At 68.2% G+C, this 16,901-nt stretch carries 13 protein-coding genes; 7 read left to right on the forward strand and 6 right to left on the reverse strand.

Annotated elements, in window-relative coordinates; genetic code table 11:
* Positions 1-158: 158 nt before the first annotated feature.
* From FHX80_RS08780 to FHX80_RS08790, 3 genes are all read right to left on the reverse strand, one after another.
* Positions 159-1,667: a sodium:solute symporter family protein gene (locus tag FHX80_RS08780; RefSeq protein WP_145763687.1), complete on the reverse strand. Its 1,509-nt coding sequence runs from the start codon at positions 1,665-1,667 to the stop codon at positions 159-161.
* Complete coding sequence (locus FHX80_RS08785) at positions 1,664-1,822, reverse strand: DUF3311 domain-containing protein (RefSeq protein WP_167523716.1); 159 nt, start codon at positions 1,820-1,822, stop codon at positions 1,664-1,666. The genes FHX80_RS08780 and FHX80_RS08785 overlap by 4 nt, the downstream gene beginning before the upstream one ends.
* Before the next feature lie 96 nt (positions 1,823-1,918).
* The gene (locus FHX80_RS08790) at positions 1,919-2,722 is read right to left on the reverse strand and encodes a class E sortase (RefSeq protein WP_145763688.1); all 804 of its coding nucleotides are present in this window, start codon (positions 2,720-2,722) and stop codon (positions 1,919-1,921) included.
* Between the two features lie 78 nt (positions 2,723-2,800).
* Here FHX80_RS08790 and FHX80_RS08795 point away from each other — a divergent pair, with 78 nt between their 5' ends.
* The 5 genes from FHX80_RS08795 (at position 2,801) to FHX80_RS08815 (ending at position 7,268) form a co-directional block, all read left to right on the forward strand.
* Positions 2,801-3,805, forward strand: a complete 1,005-nt coding sequence (locus FHX80_RS08795) for an SEC-C domain-containing protein (RefSeq protein WP_145763689.1) — start codon at positions 2,801-2,803, stop codon at positions 3,803-3,805.
* A 109-nt stretch (positions 3,806-3,914) separates the two neighbouring features.
* The gene (locus FHX80_RS08800) at positions 3,915-4,421 is read left to right on the forward strand and encodes a GNAT family N-acetyltransferase (RefSeq protein WP_145767158.1); all 507 of its coding nucleotides are present in this window, start codon (positions 3,915-3,917) and stop codon (positions 4,419-4,421) included.
* A gap of 147 nt (positions 4,422-4,568) precedes the next feature.
* Positions 4,569-5,021: a very short patch repair endonuclease gene (locus FHX80_RS08805; protein WP_208764606.1), complete on the forward strand. Its 453-nt coding sequence runs from the start codon at positions 4,569-4,571 to the stop codon at positions 5,019-5,021.
* Positions 5,018-5,974 (forward strand): DNA cytosine methyltransferase, encoded by a 957-nt coding sequence (locus FHX80_RS08810; protein WP_167523334.1) that lies wholly within the window; start codon positions 5,018-5,020, stop codon positions 5,972-5,974. The genes FHX80_RS08805 and FHX80_RS08810 overlap by 4 nt, the downstream gene beginning before the upstream one ends.
* A 100-nt stretch (positions 5,975-6,074) precedes the next feature.
* Positions 6,075-7,268, forward strand: coding sequence for a DNA cytosine methyltransferase (locus FHX80_RS08815; protein WP_244318174.1), 1,194 nt, complete (start codon positions 6,075-6,077; stop codon positions 7,266-7,268).
* Between the two features lie 47 nt (positions 7,269-7,315).
* Here FHX80_RS08815 and FHX80_RS08820 read toward each other — a convergent pair whose 3' ends face one another.
* The 3 genes from FHX80_RS08820 to FHX80_RS08830 all read right to left on the reverse strand — a co-directional run bounded on the left by FHX80_RS08820 (position 7,316) and on the right by FHX80_RS08830 (position 11,267).
* Positions 7,316-8,134, reverse strand: a complete 819-nt coding sequence (locus FHX80_RS08820) for a DUF6339 family protein (protein WP_244318175.1) — start codon at positions 8,132-8,134, stop codon at positions 7,316-7,318.
* An 80-nt stretch (positions 8,135-8,214) separates the two neighbouring features.
* On the reverse strand, positions 8,215-9,189 hold the full coding sequence (locus tag FHX80_RS08825) for a hypothetical protein (RefSeq protein ID WP_145763694.1): 975 nt from the start codon (positions 9,187-9,189) through the stop codon (positions 8,215-8,217).
* Positions 9,186-11,267, reverse strand: coding sequence for a helix-turn-helix domain-containing protein (locus tag FHX80_RS08830; protein WP_208764607.1), 2,082 nt, complete (start codon positions 11,265-11,267; stop codon positions 9,186-9,188). Before FHX80_RS08830 ends, FHX80_RS08825 begins: the two co-directional genes overlap by 4 nt.
* A 334-nt stretch (positions 11,268-11,601) precedes the next feature.
* Here FHX80_RS08830 and FHX80_RS08835 point away from each other — a divergent pair, with 334 nt between their 5' ends.
* Both FHX80_RS08835 and FHX80_RS08840 read left to right on the forward strand, forming a co-directional pair.
* Positions 11,602-11,979, forward strand: coding sequence for a hypothetical protein (locus tag FHX80_RS08835; protein ID WP_145763696.1), 378 nt, complete (start codon positions 11,602-11,604; stop codon positions 11,977-11,979).
* A 119-nt stretch (positions 11,980-12,098) separates the two neighbouring features.
* Positions 12,099-16,898, forward strand: coding sequence for a DEAD/DEAH box helicase (locus tag FHX80_RS08840; protein ID WP_145763697.1), 4,800 nt, complete (start codon positions 12,099-12,101; stop codon positions 16,896-16,898).
* Positions 16,899-16,901 lie beyond the last annotated feature (3 nt).

The following is a 16,901-nucleotide window of genomic DNA, read 5'->3' on the forward strand; positions in this document are numbered from 1 at the left end:
CTCACACTCCTGCGGCCGCGCCGCGAAGCGGCACTTCAACCTTTAACCGTTATACACGATCGGTCTCGGCCGGCCCCCGGCACGACCGAAGCCGATGGACCACCTACGCGACCGGCATCGACGGACCACGTACGCGATTCGTCCTCGTCGGACCGGCCTCACCCCGCCACCGCCGCACACGCTTCCTCGTCGTCGATCTCGTCCCGGGCGAGCACGTCCTCGTCCGGCCGCTCGTCGCGTTCGGGCGGCCCCGCGTACGTCACCGCCAGCGCGACGGCCAGGTTCGCGCCGAGCGCGACGATGCCCGCGTTCACGCCCCACACCGGATCGTTCTCCGTGAAGACGAACCCGCACACCACCCCCACCCCGACGACCAGCCCGCTCATCACCCCGCGCAGCGTCAACCGCCGCCACATCAGTCCGAGCAGCACCATGGGGAGCAGCTGCGCCATCCCCTCGTACGAGATCAGCGAGAGCCGTACGAGGGTGTTCGGCGCGGTGTACGTGAGCAGCAGGGCCACGCTCCCCGCGATCACGACGACCACCTGGGCCGCGCCCTTCTGCCGTTGCTCCCAGCGCGGCACGAGCGCGAGCACGCTGCGTCCCCACATCGTGCCGATGACCAGCATGAAGACGGCCATCGGCACGATCGACGAGAGGGCGGCGGCGACGCCGATGACCCCGACCGACCAGGCCGGCAGCGAGTCCACGACCAGTTTGAAGAGCGCCAGGTTCGACTCGGCCCCGACGAGCCCGGGCACGACGAACAGGGCCGCCATGCCGAGCAGCATCGGCACGAACAGCAGCACGTTGTAGGCGGGGAGCCACATCGCGTTGCGCCGCAGCACGTCGGCGCTCGATGCGCCGAGATAGCCGGCGACGGTCGTGGGGAAGATGACGACGGTGAGGGAGTTCAGGAACGAGGTGGTGATGAACCAGGCCTGTCCGAGCCCGCTGTCCCCGTGCCCGGGGAAGGTCAGCCACTCGCTCTTCTCCGTGACGAGCCGGTCGAGGAAGGGCCCGTAGCCGCCGAAGTAGTGCATCGGTACGTAGATGGCGAGGAAGCCCAGGGTGGCGATCACCATCACGTCCTTGAGCACGGACACCCACGCGCTGCCGCGCAGCCCGCTCACGACGACGAAGCCGGTGGTGACGGCGAAGGCGATGAAGTAGGCCCAGTTCAGGCTGATGGCGCCGTAGGAGATGGTCGAGACGACGACGCCCATGCCGGTGATCTGGAGCTGGATGTACGGGAGCAGGAAGACCGTCGCGAGGACGGCGACGAGCGCCCCGAGCCAGGGCCGCGCGAAGCGGTGCGCGACCATGTCGGTGATCCCGACGAGGCCGTGCCTGCGCGCGTACGCCCAGAGCATGGGCCCGACGACATAGCCGACGGCGTAACCGCAGGACATGTACGCCACCACGTAGAGCACCGGTGCCCCGTAGTTGTAGCCCCAGCCCGCGGCGCCGAGATAGCTGAAGCTCGTGTAGCCCTCGCCGGCCATCAGCACCCAGATGAAGACGGTCCCCAGGCTGCGCCCGCCCACCGACCACTCGGCGAGCCAGCCGCCCCGGCTCCCGCGCCGCCCGCGTACGGCGAACAGTCCGAGGGCCACGGTGGCGACCATGAAGACCGCGAAGACGGAGGTCGCGACGGCGGCGTTCACCGGCGGTCCCCCCGCCGGGTCAGCCAGACGGCGACGGGGGTCAGCACCGTCGCCCCGAGCAGCCAGAAGAAGAGGAACGGCAGCCCGAGAACCACAGGACGCACCCGGTTCACCAGCGGCAGCGCCCCCAGGTACAGCACGTAGGGAACCAGCAACCACAACAACTGCGGACGTCGTCTGAGCACGTCAGCGACCCTAGTGAAACCGCCCCCGCCGGACACCATCGCCCCGGCGGCACTCCCGTGTCCCTCTCACCTCCCCCGCACGTCCGTCAGCTTTCCCCACACCACCAGCCGGTACCGGGAGGTGAACTCGGGCGTGCACGTCGTCAACGTCACATAGGTCCCGGCCGCCCGGTACCCGACGTACGGCTTGACGTTGCTGCGCGGCACGGCGGCCACGACCCCACTGTCCCCCGCACCGGTCCGGGCGAGGGTCTTGTCGACGGTGTACGTGTAGACGGCGTCCCGGGTCTCGACGGTGATCCGGTCGCCGCGGCGCAGCCGGTTGATGTAGCGGAACGGTTCGCCGTGCGTGTTGCGGTGGGCGGCGAGCGCGAAGTTCCCGGAGCCGCCGGGCTGCGCGGTGCCGGGGTAGTGGCCGACGTACCCCTTGTCGAGTACGCCGCTCCTGCTGATGCCCTGGGCGACGGGTGCGGTGAGCCCGATGCGCGGAATCCGGATGACGGCGTACGTCTGGGACCGGCGGGGCGCGGCGGCGGCCGATGCCGCGCCCCGGCCCTTGTGGCCCTTGCCCTTCCCGTCCCCCGTTCCCACGGCGGGGCTGTCGTCCGCCGGCCGGTCCGGCTCCGCGACCGCCCCCGACGGCTCGGGTGCCCGCTCCCCCCAGTCCCGCTGGAGGGCCCGCACGGTGTGCGCGGCGCCGGCCCGGGCCTGCCGGTTGGTCCACCACAGCTGATGGACGACGAGCAGCAGCAGAACGACCCCGAGCGTCACCACCAGCTCGGCGCTCGTCCACAGCCCGCGAGCGGCCAGCCGCCTGCCGCGCGGGTTGTGCTGCACCACCACCGGTATCCGCTCACGCACGGCCCGCACGATAGGGCCAAGCCCCGTAACTCTCCAGAGCCGGAACAAGCCTCCGTCACGTGGACGTACAGCAGTACGGTGTGGTTCATGCGCCCCGACACGCCTGCCGCCCACACCACCGAAGCCGAGCGCCTGCTGCGCACCGCGGCGCGGTACCCCGAGGACCACGAGCCGCTGCTCCTCCAGGCCGCTGCCCACCTGGAACTCGCCGGCGACCGCGTCCGTGCCACCACGCTCTACGACGAACTGCTCAGTGCTCCCGGCACCGAACACCCGCACCTGGTCAAGGCCCTCAACGCCGCCAACCTGTGGGAGTACGGCCATGAGGCCGAGGCCCGCGCGATCATCGACGGCATCCGCGCGGCGGGCCCGCTGGAGGCGAGGCCCTGGGAGATCGCGGCGGAGACCCTGGAGGCCCACGACGAGCTGGAGTCGGCCCACGACTACTTCTCCACGGCCCTCACCCTGCTCATCGCACCCGGCGAGGAAGTCCCTTACGCCACACAGTCGTTGCTGACCGGCCGCCACCGGGTGCGCCGTCTGATGGGCGTCCGGCACGACGCCTGGGACGAGCTGGCCGACGCCCTGCACACGGCGGCCGTCCCGCTGGACGAGCTCCACGACCCGAAGCGGCTGTGGGCGCTGGGCTCCTCGGACCCGGGCGAGCTGCGCGCCGAGATCACCCGCCTCCGCGCCGAACTCGGCACCTACCGCACGGCCCTGTCCCGCCCCTTCCCGGTGGCGGTGCTGCACTGGCCGGAGGCCGAGCTGAACGAGCTCCTCACCGCGTACCCGGGCCTCGGCAGCGAGTACGACTCCCACCCGGACCACCTGGCCCGCCTGGAGACGGCCCTGCGCGACCTCCATGCGGCGGGCACCCCGAACCTCGGCATCGTGACGGGCACGGTCCCGTCGTACGAGGCGTTCGCCGCCTCCGAGGCCGCCTCCCCGGCCGACCCGAACCTGCTTCCCCAGTACGCCACCACCCTCGCGGCCCGGGGTCGCGCGGTCCCGTGGCCGCCGGCGAGGAGCGCGGCGTGCTGGTGCGGCACGGGGCGTTCGTACCGGGACTGCCACGGGGGCGCGCTGTAGGAGGGCGCCGGGGAGATCCGGCGGCCCCGATTACCGGATGCCGGGGCGGGAGCCGGTTGGATACGGTCCCACCATGCCCACCACGTCCGCCGTACCCTCCATGCCCGCCGTGCCCGAACTCCAGCGGCTGCGCGCCGACCACGCCCCGGCCATCCTCTGCTTCGAGCAGGAGAACCGCGCCTTCTTCGCGGCCTCGGTACCCGACCGCGGCGACGACTACTTCAACCGCTTCGCCGCCCGCCACGAGGCCCTGCTCACCGAACAGGCTTCAGGCGCCTGCCACTTCCACCTCCTGGTGGCCGGGGACGGCGAGGTGCTGGGCCGCTTCAACCTGGTCGACGCGGCGAACGGCACGGCCGAACTCGGCTTCCGCCTGGCCGAGAAGGCGACGGGCCGCGGCCTGGCCACGGTGGCGGTCCGCCAGATCTTCACCCTCTGTACGACGACGTACGCCCTGACGACGCTGCGTGCGTCGGCCACCCTCACCAACACCGCGTCACGATCAGTCCTGACCCGGACGGGGTTCGTCGCGACGGGCGAGGAGGTGCTGCTGGGCGGGGAGCGGGGGGTGGGGTACGTGCGGGAGCTGGGCGGCGGGGAGGGTGTCGGCGTCTGACCTGCGTACCTCGTCGAACGGCCGGACAGATGGCCGGCTCGTGCCCGGCCGAGCGCCCTGCTGGAGCGTCTGCGCCATCGATTTCGATGGGGGCGATTTCGCGATCATTGATCCGGAACCGGCCGGAGCGTAGGAAACTGGTCTGTGATGAGCACTACCAAGCCTTCGTCCCCCGGGGTATCCGCCCGGATGAGTCGCCAAGCGAGACGCGACACGGCGCCCGAGGTTGCCGTCCGGAAGCTGTTGCACGCGTCCGGGTACCGATACCGCCTCAACGAGCGAGTACCTCATATGTCCCGGCGGACAATCGACATCGCCTTCACGCGGGCCAAGGTCGCCGTGTTCCTGGACGGATGCTTCTGGCACGGATGCCCCGAACACGCTACGCAACCGAAATCGAACGCCGAGTGGTGGCGGCAGAAGCTCGATCGCAACATGGCTCGGGATGCGGAGACCACGGCGCATCTGGTCACCGAAGGATGGACGGTCTTGCGTTTCTGGGAGCATCAGCCCCCGGTGCAGGTCGCCGACCAGGTGGCGGAAGCCGTCGATCGCGAGAGGCCCGCGAAGCGGACGGGGCCGGAAGGTGGAGGCTTGTGAGCGGATTGCGGTTCGTGGACGTGTGCTCGGGGGCCGGCGGATTGGCCCTGGGACTTGAGCAGGCAGGGTTCGATCCGGTGCTGCTGTTGGACAACAAACCCGTGGCCTGCGAGACGTTGCACATGAACCGACCGCAGTGGAACGTCATGCAGATGGACCTTCTGGACTTCGTTCCGGATGAGCACCCTCACACGTACGACGTCGATCTTCTGTCGGCCGGGCTGCCCCGCGTGAAGTCGAGCGCGACGGCGGCAAGGGTCGAGACCGACGAGGAGGAACAGCTGCTGAGAGCGGCGGTCCTGCTCGCACACTCGATCCAGCCACGCGCCATGATCCTCGAGAACGTACCGGGCCTGGTCGACGCCGCGGCGTTCGAGCCCTTGCGCGAGTTCGTCCGCAAGGAACTGGAACACCTCGGATATCGGCTGCACTGGTTCGTACTGAACGCGGCGGATTTCGGTGTGCCGCAGGATCGGAAACAGGGCGTCGCCGTCGCCCTCAAGGAGCGCTACTCCGATTTCTTCCGACCGCCACTGCGAACGGTCGACGAGCACCTCTCCGTGGGCCGGGCCCTGCGGCACTCCATGGCGGCCCGCGGGTGGAGCGGCGCTGGGGCCTGGGCGGCGCAGGCGACCGCCGTGGCGCCGACATTGGTCGGCGGCTCCGACAATCGAGGGGGCGCCGACCTCGGTCCGACGGGCACGAAGAACGCCTGGGCACGCATGGGGGTCAACGGAGGAGCTCTGGCTGACGAAGCTCCGGGCCCCGAGGCCGACGGTTGCCCGGGTCTGATCAAGATCACGGACGCGCAGGCCGCGCTGCTGCAGAGCTTTCCGGCCGATTGGCTGTTCGCGGGCAGGAAGACGGCTCGGTACCGCCAGATCGGGCATGCGTCGCCGCCGCCGGTGGGAAAGGCTCTGGGCGCTGCTGTCGCGGAGGCGTTGCGCGTCTGACCGCACCGGAAGCGGTCCGGACATAGAGGAAAGCCGGCTACACTTCAAACCCATGACCCACAGGCCTCACCCACCTCTCCTACCTGCAAGTTTCCGCATCGTGGACTTGTTCGCGGGCCCTGGTGGCCTCGATATCGCGGCCACGGTCATGGGAGTGGAGAGCATTGGGGTCGAGTGGGACGACCCGACCCGCGCGACGCGCGACGCGGCCGGACTTCGGACCACGGTGGCAAAGGACGTCGCCACAGTGAGCGCGTGCGACCCCCAGGTGACGGACGCCAACGTCCTCACTGGCGGGCCGCCGTGCCAGTCGTTCTCCGTGGCCGGCAAGCGGGAGGGTCACAAAGCACTGGAGGACGTGAAACGCCTGGCCGGCTGCTTGGTCGGCCATGAGGACTTTGCATCCTTCAATGCCGCTTGGAAAGCGGTCAAGGCCGAGACCGACTCGATGTCCGACGCGCGCACGGGGTTCGTTCTCCAGCCGCTACGTTGGATCATGGAGGCGAAGCTCAGGCGCCGCAGGCCCTACGACGTGGTGGTTCTGGAGCAGGTGCCCACCGTACTGCCGGTATGGAAGCACTACGCCGAGCTCCTCAGGCGAACCGGCTATGCGGCCGACGCCCATGTGCTGCATGCCGAGGACTTCGGAGTTCCGCAGACGCGCCGGCGCGCCGTGTTGATCGCCCAGTGGGACCCGGAGAACGTGGAGAGGCCCGTCCAGTTTCCCGGCGCAACGCACCAGCGCTATCGCAAGGGAACCACTCGCCTCCCTGGGCAACCCGCTCCGGCACACGAACAAGCGGGTTTGCTGTTCCCCGCGCCCAGAAATGGTAAGGCGCCGCTCAAGCCCTGGGTCGCCATGCAGGACGTACTTACTGATCGCCCCCGCGACTTCGAAGTGGTTTCCAATTACGGATCCGGCGGCGACCCCAAGAACCGGGGCCGCCGCACTTCCGACCAACCCGCAGCAACAATCACCGGGAAGTTCCGGCGTAACAAGGTCTTCCTCCTCAAGGAGACCGAGTCCGGCAGTAAGGACGTCGGTGAGGAGCTGGAGCGGCTCACATTCGAGGAAGCTGGTCTGCTCCAGTCGTTCCCGAGGCAGTACCCCTGGCGATCCACCGATGTGGCCCAACAAATCGGGAACGCCATTCCACCGCTTCTCTCGCTGCACATCCTCAGCAGTGCGCTCCGACTTGACCCGCCGGAAGCGGAGTTGATCGAAAAGCTGGTGTCATGGGAGCCGAAGGGCCGCGATAGTCCAGCGGATGAGGTTCATCCCGCGGACGCGTGAGCCGGTCGGGCCTGCTGTGACGGGCCCCGACCGGATTCACTCGGCCTTCAGTCCTGCGCAGCCCCCGAGCGAGTCCTGTCACGCAACGGCGCCTCTGCGGCGAACTGCGCGAACATGCGCGACAGGAGATCGAGGGAGGAGCGCCGGGCGGTGCCGTCGTCCGGCCCTTCGGGGAACCTCTCCCACGGCACGACCGACCCCGCATCCGCGATCCACTCCGTGAGCGCGTCGTGACGAGGTGGATCGTCAGGTGCGATCACCTCGTACATGAGTGTGCTCCCGGCCACGTTGACCGCCGTGCACAGGGCATTGACCCGATCTCCGAGGCGCGTCGCTCCGTCGTCGGCGAGTCCCTTGAGAACCAATACCAGGGCCAGAGCGGTGGGCTTGTGATCGATGGCTGCGAGCCGGAGAGCCGTATTGATCATGTCCTGGTTGGCGCAAGCGATCTCCGCGGGCGCGTAATCGGGACCGTCACGGAACATCTCGGCCGACCACCAGAGTCGAGCGAAGGCCTGGCTGTAGTGCGGACCAACGAACCTGGCGCTATTGATCTTCCTGGGAGCACCCTCGTCCGCCGTGACGAGCGGTAGGTGTCGCCACAGAACGAAGTCGGGTGCCACGGCCAGGGCGAGAAAGTTCCAGAGCCCGGCATCCGCCGCCTCCGCGCGTGTCAGACGCAGGGTCGCGTGCAGCCGGGGCGCCAGCCAGGCGTCGGCGTCGGTCCTGGCCGCGTCGAACCTGTGCATCGCCTCCTCGACGATCTCACGCACCGGGTCGACACTCCACCGGACGGAATCGTCCTGGATCGGCTTGCTCGCACGGAGAACCGCCACATGGGGCAACACTTCCTGGCCGGCGCGCACCCCGTGGGTGAGGAAGCCTGTGGCACGATCCCCGGAAAGGTGAGCGAGACGGGCGGGGATCTCCGTGTGTGTGCGGTTCATCAGCGCGCACCTTCCTGGGAACGGGAAACGGCACGGATGGTCGCCAGGAGGTTCCTCGGCAGCTGACTGCGTTTTCCGGCCGCGAACTCGATCCGCGACTGGACCTCCGCCCATCCTCGACCGTCTGCCCGACGGTCGTGAGCCTCTCTCAACGCGTCGGGGAGCGGCAGTCGAGGAAACACCTCCGGCAACATGGAGCGCAGCACCGCGCCCCGCCAACCGGAAGGGAGATGAGGGGTACCGTCCTCGTCGAATTCGAGATTGCTCAGAGCGGACTGGAACATGGTCGCCCACGCCTCTCCCGCGACCTGGGCAGCGACGAGTCCTGCGGTCGCCTTCTCCAACGGGCTGCGCGCACCGGACAGCAGCGCGGAGAGCCCCTCGAAGGAGGTATTGAGCAGGATGGTCGGCAGGTCCCCCGACGTGTCGACCAGCCAGGGCGCGTCCACGAACGGGCGCAACCACTGCTGCGGACCGTCCCGGAAATCCTCCTCCGCGATCTCCAGGTCTCGTTGCCTGGCCGGTGTACGGGCCAGCAAGTCCACGACCCACGGGGCGTCAGTCTTGCCGAGGATGCGCCCATCGACGCCACCATGGCTACCGACGACGCTCACGTCGAGCAGTGCGCGCGTGGCGTGGGTGGAACGACGTACCCGGACCTCGCCCCGCCATCGCGTGTCGTCCCGGCGCCGTTCCAGACGAGTCACCACACGGGTGTTCGTTGCCCCCTCGGTCAAAACCGCGACGCAACTGACCCCGGACCACGGACCATCGGCCAACTCGTCCACAGGCAGCGAAACTTCGAGCTCAAGTACACCTTCGGTCCAGTCGTCCCGCTCTACCTGATGGAGGGCGACGACCTGATCACGTTGCGAGATCAGCGATAGCTGCAGAGGCTTCCCGTCTATGCTCGCACCTCGGACAGTGGCCTCGATCTTCCCCACCAGGGTCGGGTACGCGTACACAGCGCTCACGCCGAGGCCTCCCCCACCTGCTGGATGTCCACGATCACGCCGGCCATGGCCGCGGCCACCGGATGGCTGCCCACAGCGGTGACCCCGCCGAAGCGTGCGGACCGCACATCCGGATCGATGATCAGCCTGCCGTCGACGACCCGACAATTCTCCTTCGGGGACAACTCCGCCCACTCGAGCGAGGGTCGTCCGCCCGATCGCACGTCGAACTTGACCACCGGCAGCAGTTGCCAGCCGACATCTCGTTGTGGAACGTCCAGCGTCACATCCAAGGTCCAGGCCCCGGCCGCGTCCACCTTTCCGACCACCCGGTCCACGAGCGGGTGCCGCCGTCGACCGCTTGTCGTCACCGGCAGGTCGAGACGTAGCAATTTCCGGAGGACCTCGTGACCGACCGAACCCTGGCCGACGATCCGCCGACCGATCACGGCCCTCAGGGCCGTGTCCATGGCCGTGTTGAACTCGGACAGACGGCGTGGGGCGTTGGCATAGGCCGCCGTGAGTTCCTCGGTCACTCCCCACCTGTCGTGCTCCGGCGGCTCGGCGGCCCGCAGGAATTCTTCAGCGGCACGCGTCGCCGAACTGTCGTCCCCCGTGGCGAACCCGGCGAGCAGAACGGCTTGGAACGGATCCACACCGACCCCCAGGTTGCGAGGAGGGCGCGCCGTGACGGTCATCCGGTTACCTCGCATACACACGATGCGGCTGTGCTCTTCGTCCCGGTCGGCAGCTTGAGTAACCAGAAGTACGGCACGGTGGCTGCCCCCCACGCCCCTTCGTCCCGCCGTTCGCAACGGTGGGACGGCGAGTGCGACCTCCGTGGCAGCGACCTGCCCGGCGGCCGTGAGTTCATCAACCGTCTCGCCGTCGATGTACGCGCGCAGCGCGTGCACGAGCGCGGGATGCCGGTCGAGCGGATCGACCCGGCGCTCCGCGACCACCGCATCGCCGTTGCGAAAGGCACGTACCGACGCTTCGAGCAGGGGCGGCGCCGAGCGACCGGAGGTCATGGCAGCCCAGAAGCTGTCGGAGAGTGCCCGCCCGAGGGCCGTGTGCAAGTCCTCCAACGTGTCACTGCCACCGGCCGCGTCGTGGGCACCGACAACGAGGAAGGAAGTCCCCGGATCGTCACTGTCCCGGTCGAGTCGCAGGTCCGCGACCACGCGTTCGTCTGCCCACCATGAGCGGGAGACCCCCTCGTGCGCCTTCTCGGTGTCCGGCTCGCCGAGCCACGCGGGCCCGGCATAGGCGACACCCTCGACCTCACGCCAGGGAAGGTCGAGCCGCCCGACCACCCGACGTGCCGTGCGCCCTTCATGCGCTTGGGACAAGGTGCTGTTGATCAGGACCAGGCCGAGCCGACTGGCTGCCCACAGCGTGGCTTTACCCAACCCGTACGAGCCGCCCGCCCGATCGTTGCTCTTGTGACTGTCCAGCTGGCGGCGGACCACCGCCGCGTAGCGGCCGTCCCCGTACTCGGGCCCGGTCAGGCCCGACGCGTTGTAGTCGTCGATCCGGAGAAGCAGTAGAGACGCGTCCTCACGCAGCGCCCGAAGGCCCTCGGCCAGGACCCGGCCCGCCTTCTGCCCGGACCGCGCCGCCGCCGCGTAGTGGGGTTCCAGCTCGCCCCACTTCAGCGCGGAGAGGAAGGAGTGGAGGTGCTCACCGGTCAGCTCGTGCAGGGTGAAGCGCACGCGCACCGGGCGACGCGGGTCGAGCCGCTCGTCCAGCGCGTTCTGCGTGACTTCCCGAGCCAGCACGGACAGGTTGGCGTCGAAGGCGAAGGCAGCGGCATTGCCGTACTCTCGACCGCCGTCGTGGTGGGCGAGTCGGTGGTACCAAGTGATCGGCCGGTCCGATCCGGCGTCGGCGTCCCTGGTGATCAGAGTGGCGACATCCGTTTCCAGGATCTCGGCGATCCTGGTCATCACCTCGGGCCTCGGCCGGGCTCTGCCTGTCACCCACGCCGACACGGCCGCACGCGTCAGACCCAGCTGCTGGCCGAGTCCCTGCTGCGACAGACCCTTGCGACGGAGCTGCCGCCCGAGCCACACACCGAAGTCCTCACTGTCCTCCATTGACCCCACTCCCTCTTCATGTCGAGCGGGGACACACGGTAGCACCGCACTTGACGTTAGCGCTTCGTCAAATGTTGCTTGACATACACAGCCCGCCCGAGCGCCAGCAGAGGTTGTTTTTATTCTTCCTTCTTCTGATCGGCGGGCCGATCAGCGAGTGGTATGTTCACCCTGGCAACTCCCAGCAACTCCCAACCTGGTCAAGGCCGTTGAGGGACGTGCCTACTGAAGGCACAAGAGAGCTCTGCCCTCATGTTCGATCACAAAGCGGTCTTTACGTGCGCCAACCAGTCGAGAGCACTGGTTGGCGCCCCCATAGGGAGGAGAACCCAACATGATCGATGACGACGATGCCTGGATGTCCTGGTTCATTCGGGAGTACGACGACCTGGACGACCCGGAGCTCCAGGCCGAGCTCCTGACCTGTCACGGCATCCACCCCCAGGTCCTCGCGGCTGAGCGGCGGCGCCTCGCCCGCCTCACGCACACCACCGCGCGCACGGAACAGGTCGCCACCCCCTCCGACCCTCCCGTGCGTCGCGCCTCTCGAGCCACCCGGCGCCCCACCACCCCTCGGCGCGCCGGTCACCCTCTCACGTACCAGGTCACCCGCAGTACCCGTCGGGTCCGCACGAATGGGCGGACGGTGACCGTCGTGACGACGACCGTCACGGTCACGACCGTCACCACGGTCACGACCACCGACAGCTGAGCCCCCTCCAACCTCCGCTCAGCAGCGCAGCGTTGTTCCACGGGGTGCCGGCATGCACGCCGGCACCCCGCTCCCCCCGCGCGTCCTCGGTTCGTTCTCTCCTTCGAGACAGGTGCCTCATGACCGACCGGCAGCTCGCCGACTCCTCGCTCCCGCCCGTGATCGAGACCGTGATCCGGCAGTCCGCCACCGTCCTGAAGACCTACCAGGTCGATCCGGGGCTGATACAGGAGCACGCCAACGGCGAGCGTCGGATCACCCAAGGCGGCTACGGCGAGCGTCAGTTGTACGAGCTCGTACAGAACGCGGCGGACGAGATCGCGGCCTCGCCCGGCGGCAGGCTGCATGTGGTCCTCACCGATGACCACCTCTACTGCGCGAACGTGGGCAGTCCGGTCACGCCGGAGGGAGCGGAGACGATCCTGCGGATGGGCGTCTCCCGGAAGCGCGGCGGGCAGATCGGCCGGTTCGGCGTCGGCGTCAAGTCCGTGCTCTCGGTGAGCGACTCACCCCAGTTCTTCAGCGGGAACGGCGCCTTCGGCTTCGGCTTCGACAAGGAGTGGTCGGCTGCCGAGATCGCGCAGGCTCTCGGCCGGCAGGTTGATCCCTACATGGACACCCCGGTGCTCCGCATGGCTCGCCCCCTCGACGTCGAGCAGGAACGCGCCGATGACGACAACCTGGACAAGCTACTGAAATGGGCCACCACCGTCGTGCGCCTGCCCCTGGTAAAGGCCGCCGCTGGACGCCTCGCCCGCGACATCGTCGGCCATAAGAGTCGCAACGGACGCGAGACCGACGCCTTCCCTGCCCACTTCCAGTTGTTCTCCCCCCATGTCGGCGAACTGTTCCTGCACGACCTTCGCTCGATGCCGCAGGTCCGCCGGGAGATCTCGATCGAGCACAAGGGCAACTACCGGACGCTCAAGGAGGTGGCCAGCGGCACCAAACAGACAACGGAACAGTGGAAGGTTTTCTCGGCCTCCTACTCCCCTGCTGGCGAGGCCGAGAAGAGTGCGGGCGAACTTCACGGCCGACCCGTGCTGGAGGTCTCCTGGGCGATGCCCGAGTACACAGTGCGCAACGACCTGTACACCGTGCCCGGCGGCAAAGGCTCCTTCTGGGCGTTCTTCCCCACCAAGTACGAGGTGTCGTTGACCGGCATCCTCAACGCCCCGTGGAAGACGAACGAGGACCGTCAGCATCTTCTCGACGGAAGCCCCTTCAACCGTGAACTCCTGGGGGTCGCAGCGCAGTTGGTGATCGACACCCTGCCCGCGCTCGTGCCCGCCGAAGATCCCGCCGCCTACCTCCCGCTGCTGCCGGGACGTGTCAAGGAGAAGCTCAACTGGGCCGACGAGTACTTCCTGCGCCGCCTGTGGGAAATCGCCGCCGAAAGCCCCTCCCTGCCCGACCAGAACGGTGTGCTCCAGCGACCTCGCGAGCTCTTCATCACACCACCGAACCTCGACAGGGAATGGGTCCGTATCTGGGCCGAGTACAGCGGCCGCCCCGCAGGCTGGCTCCACCCGTCCGTCGACGCGTCCGACACCGCTCTCCGGCGCGGCAAGATGAACCACATCCTGGAGCAGGCGGGAAAGACTCCCGAGAGCGTCAAGGACTGGCTCGAGGCTCTCGTCTCCGACGGCTCCGCAGAGGCATCGACCCACGCCATCGAGATCCTCTCCCTGATGGTGCTCAAGGACCAGGCCGGACGGCTGCGCGACGATTCGCCGATCACTGCCGCGGCTCGCCGGGCGAAGATCGTCCTGACCGAGAACCATGGGATGGTCGCGCCCGTCGCCGGTGAGATCTTCCACCGCACCTCCGCCGACGCCCTCCGTGACGACATGGTCTACGTACACCCGTCGATCTCCGAGCGTCCCGAGATGTCCAGGCACCTGCACAACATCGGCATCAGGGTCGCCGACGCACAGGGACGGTTCGAGGGCGTCCTCGACCAGGGCTTCGCCAACTACGACACCGCCTCCTGGTCCAATTTCTGGGTCCTGCTCCGGAGCGCCGGGGGCAGCGCGCAGACCGAACGCATCCGCGCGAAAGTGCCGAAACCCCTGGAGACGCTGCGCGTCCGTACCCTGGACGGCCGTTACCGACCGATGCGCGACTGTCTCCTGCCTGGGCCGGTGGTACCCGCCGACGGAAGTCGGGACAAGAGCGTCACCGTCGACATGGGCTTCCACGACAGCGACCGTCCGGTGTTCCGCGACCTGGGTCTGTTCGACCGGCCCACCGGCGGCCACCGGCCACAGGGCGAGAACTGGTTCGAGGAGTATCGGCAGGCTGTACACGAGCAGTACCTCCGCAGTCTGCCGAGCACGTCACCGCGACCCAACATCTCCCGCCTGGCGGTGGAGGGTGCCGCGACCCTGGGCCCCCTGCACCTGCTGCCGGCTCTGTCCGACGAGGGCCGCGCCGCCTTCGTGTCGGCCCTGCCGCCGTCCGACATCTCGCAGCACTGGCAGATGCGGTACGGAACCAACGGCAACACGCACAAGTCCGTGGTTTCTCCGCTGCGCTGGATGATCTCCAAGCACGGCCTCGTACGCACTTCCATGGGTCTGACCCGCGTGTTCGAGGCAGTCGGTCCCCAGCTCAAGACCTTCCACTCCGTGCTGCCCGTCGCCGAGGTCTCGGACGAGGCGGCGCGTCGGCTGGGCATGCCCACGACCACCGATGAAGTTCCCGCCCATCGCTGGGGCAAGCTGCTGGCCCTCCTCCTGGAGAGCGAGGACGACGCGTTCATCGGACATGCCTATGCCCTCCTCCACCGCGTCGAGTTCGAGTTCCCCGAGGATGTACTCACCCGGTGCCGCGTGGGGAACGCCTGGGAAGGACGCCCGGACAACGAGATCGCCGTGGCGACGAGCGCCCCCGAGTTCAACGAACTCGTCCGCGAGAGGCTCCCCGCGATCCTGGTCGCCGACAAGGCCGACGCCGCCTCCGCCAAGGCGATGATCGAGGACTGGGGCATGCTCAAGGTCTCCGACGTCATCAGCCGGGAGATCGACGCGGTCAAGATCGGGCGGGCCTCCTCCCTCCTCGAGGAATTCCCCACAGTCAAGGCCCGTCTCGGCCAGGCGGGAAGCAACTACAAGATCCAGCGTTGCTCCGAGCTCGCGCATGTCATGCGTACACCCATGGGAAGCAGGAGGAAAGCCCTCACGTTCGCCAGGAAGGGGCAGACCCTCTACGTGCTGGACTCTCTCGACCGCCTCCAGGTGCTCCGGGCCGCCGACGAGGAGTTCAAATGGGGCTTCGGCCTGGCGGGTTGCAGCCAGGCACTCGCTCTCCAGGACAGGCAGGAGCACGACCAGGCTCTCCTGAAGCGGCTGCGCGCGGTCCGGGAGGCCGAGAGCGTCATCGACAAGATCGCTCTACTCATCGGCGAGGAATCGCTGCGCGGCGGGCTTCCGCCCGGGCTGATGGAGAGCGAGATCCACGAGCACGGCAGCGAACCCAGCCCTCGGCGCGTCGCCGAGATGGCGTTCAACGCCCACGGCGAGGCGATCCTGCGGGTCCACTCCCACGATCTCACGCTGAACTTCCCCACCCGGGCGCCCGCGTCCTTCAGCGGTGGCCAGAAGGCCTTGCTCTTCGTCACCGACCTCGGCTTCCCGGACTCCTTCGCCGGCGCCCAGGTGCCCTCCCTGGATGCACGCCTGGAGGTCGAAGGCCCGACCGAATTCCCCGCCCTCCACCCGTATCAGGAGGATCTCGCCCAGGCATTGCTGGGTCTGCTGGAGAACCCCACGCCCCAGCGCGGCATGCTCAGCCTGCCGACGGGGGCCGGGAAGACGCGTGTCACTGCGGAAGGCGTGATCCGCTGGATCCGCGACCGCAAGGATCTTCCTGGCCCGGTCCTGTGGATCGCCCAGACGGAAGAGCTGTGCGAGCAGGCCGTGCAGAGTTGGAGTTTCGTCTGGTCGAAGGTGGGCCCCGAGCACCCCCTCGTCATCAGCCGCCTGTGGGCGTCGAACGAGGCCACCCCTGTCGACGGGCGACCGCATCTGGTCGTCGCGACCGACGCCAAGCTGGACCGCTGCCTGACGGACGAGAAGTACACCTGGCTGCGGGAGTCCGCCTCGCTCATCATCGTCGATGAAGCACACACCGCGATGTCCAGCCGCTACACACGTCTTCTCGAACAGCTCGGCCTCACACATCACCGGACCGGCCGTCACCTGGTCGGCCTGACCGCGACCCCGTACAAGAACAACACGGAGCTGACCCGACTCCTGGTCCAGCGGTTCGGCAACCGCCTGGACACCGGGGTCTTCGACGGCGACCTGTCAGTCGCCATCAAGTCCTTGCAGCACATCGGTGTCCTGGCCCAGGTGAAGCACCGCGAGTTGCAGGGCGCCGCGATCTCCCTGACAGCTGATGAGCGCGCCCAGTCCGAGACGTTCGCCACCTTGCCCAAGGGGGTGGAGCAACGGCTTGCCGAGGACCACGACCGTAGTCAGCGCATCGTCGACGAGATCGCCGCCATGCCCTCCGAATGGCCGGTACTGGTGTTCGCCACCTCCGTGGCCCACGCCAAGCTGCTCGCGGCCAAGCTGGGTGACAAAGACATCAAGGCCGCGGCCATCGACTCGAGCACCCCCACCAACGAACGCCGCCAGCGGATCAACGACTTCCGCAAGGGCAGGACCCAAGTGCTCACGAACTACGGTGTGCTGACCCAGGGCTTCGACGCGCCGGCCACTCGAGCGGTGGTCGTCGCCCGTCCGACCTACAGCCCCAACGTCTACCAACAGATGATCGGACGCGGCCTGCGTGGCCCGAAGAACGGCGGCAAGGAGAGCTGCCTGATCCTGAACGTACGGGACAACATCACCAACTACGGTGAAGAGCTCGCGTTCACCGAGTTCGAGTACCTGTGGGACGAGGCCCAGTGAGTT

This window comes from Streptomyces brevispora, from assembly GCF_007829885.1.
In the GTDB taxonomy this organism is placed as follows: domain Bacteria; phylum Actinomycetota; class Actinomycetes; order Streptomycetales; family Streptomycetaceae; genus Streptomyces; species Streptomyces brevispora.

Coding starts and splice junctions, on each gene's coding strand:
- FHX80_RS08795 (WP_145763689.1), top strand. CDS start 2,801: ATGCGCCCCGACACGCCTGCCGCCCACACCACCGAAGCCGAGCGCCTG.
- FHX80_RS08805 (WP_208764606.1), top strand. CDS start 4,569: ATGAGCACTACCAAGCCTTCGTCCCCCGGGGTATCCGCCCGGATGAGT.
- FHX80_RS08830 (WP_208764607.1), bottom strand. CDS start 11,267: ATGGAGGACAGTGAGGACTTCGGTGTGTGGCTCGGGCGGCAGCTCCGT.
- FHX80_RS08835 (WP_145763696.1), top strand. CDS start 11,602: ATGATCGATGACGACGATGCCTGGATGTCCTGGTTCATTCGGGAGTAC.
- FHX80_RS08840 (WP_145763697.1), top strand. CDS start 12,099: ATGACCGACCGGCAGCTCGCCGACTCCTCGCTCCCGCCCGTGATCGAG.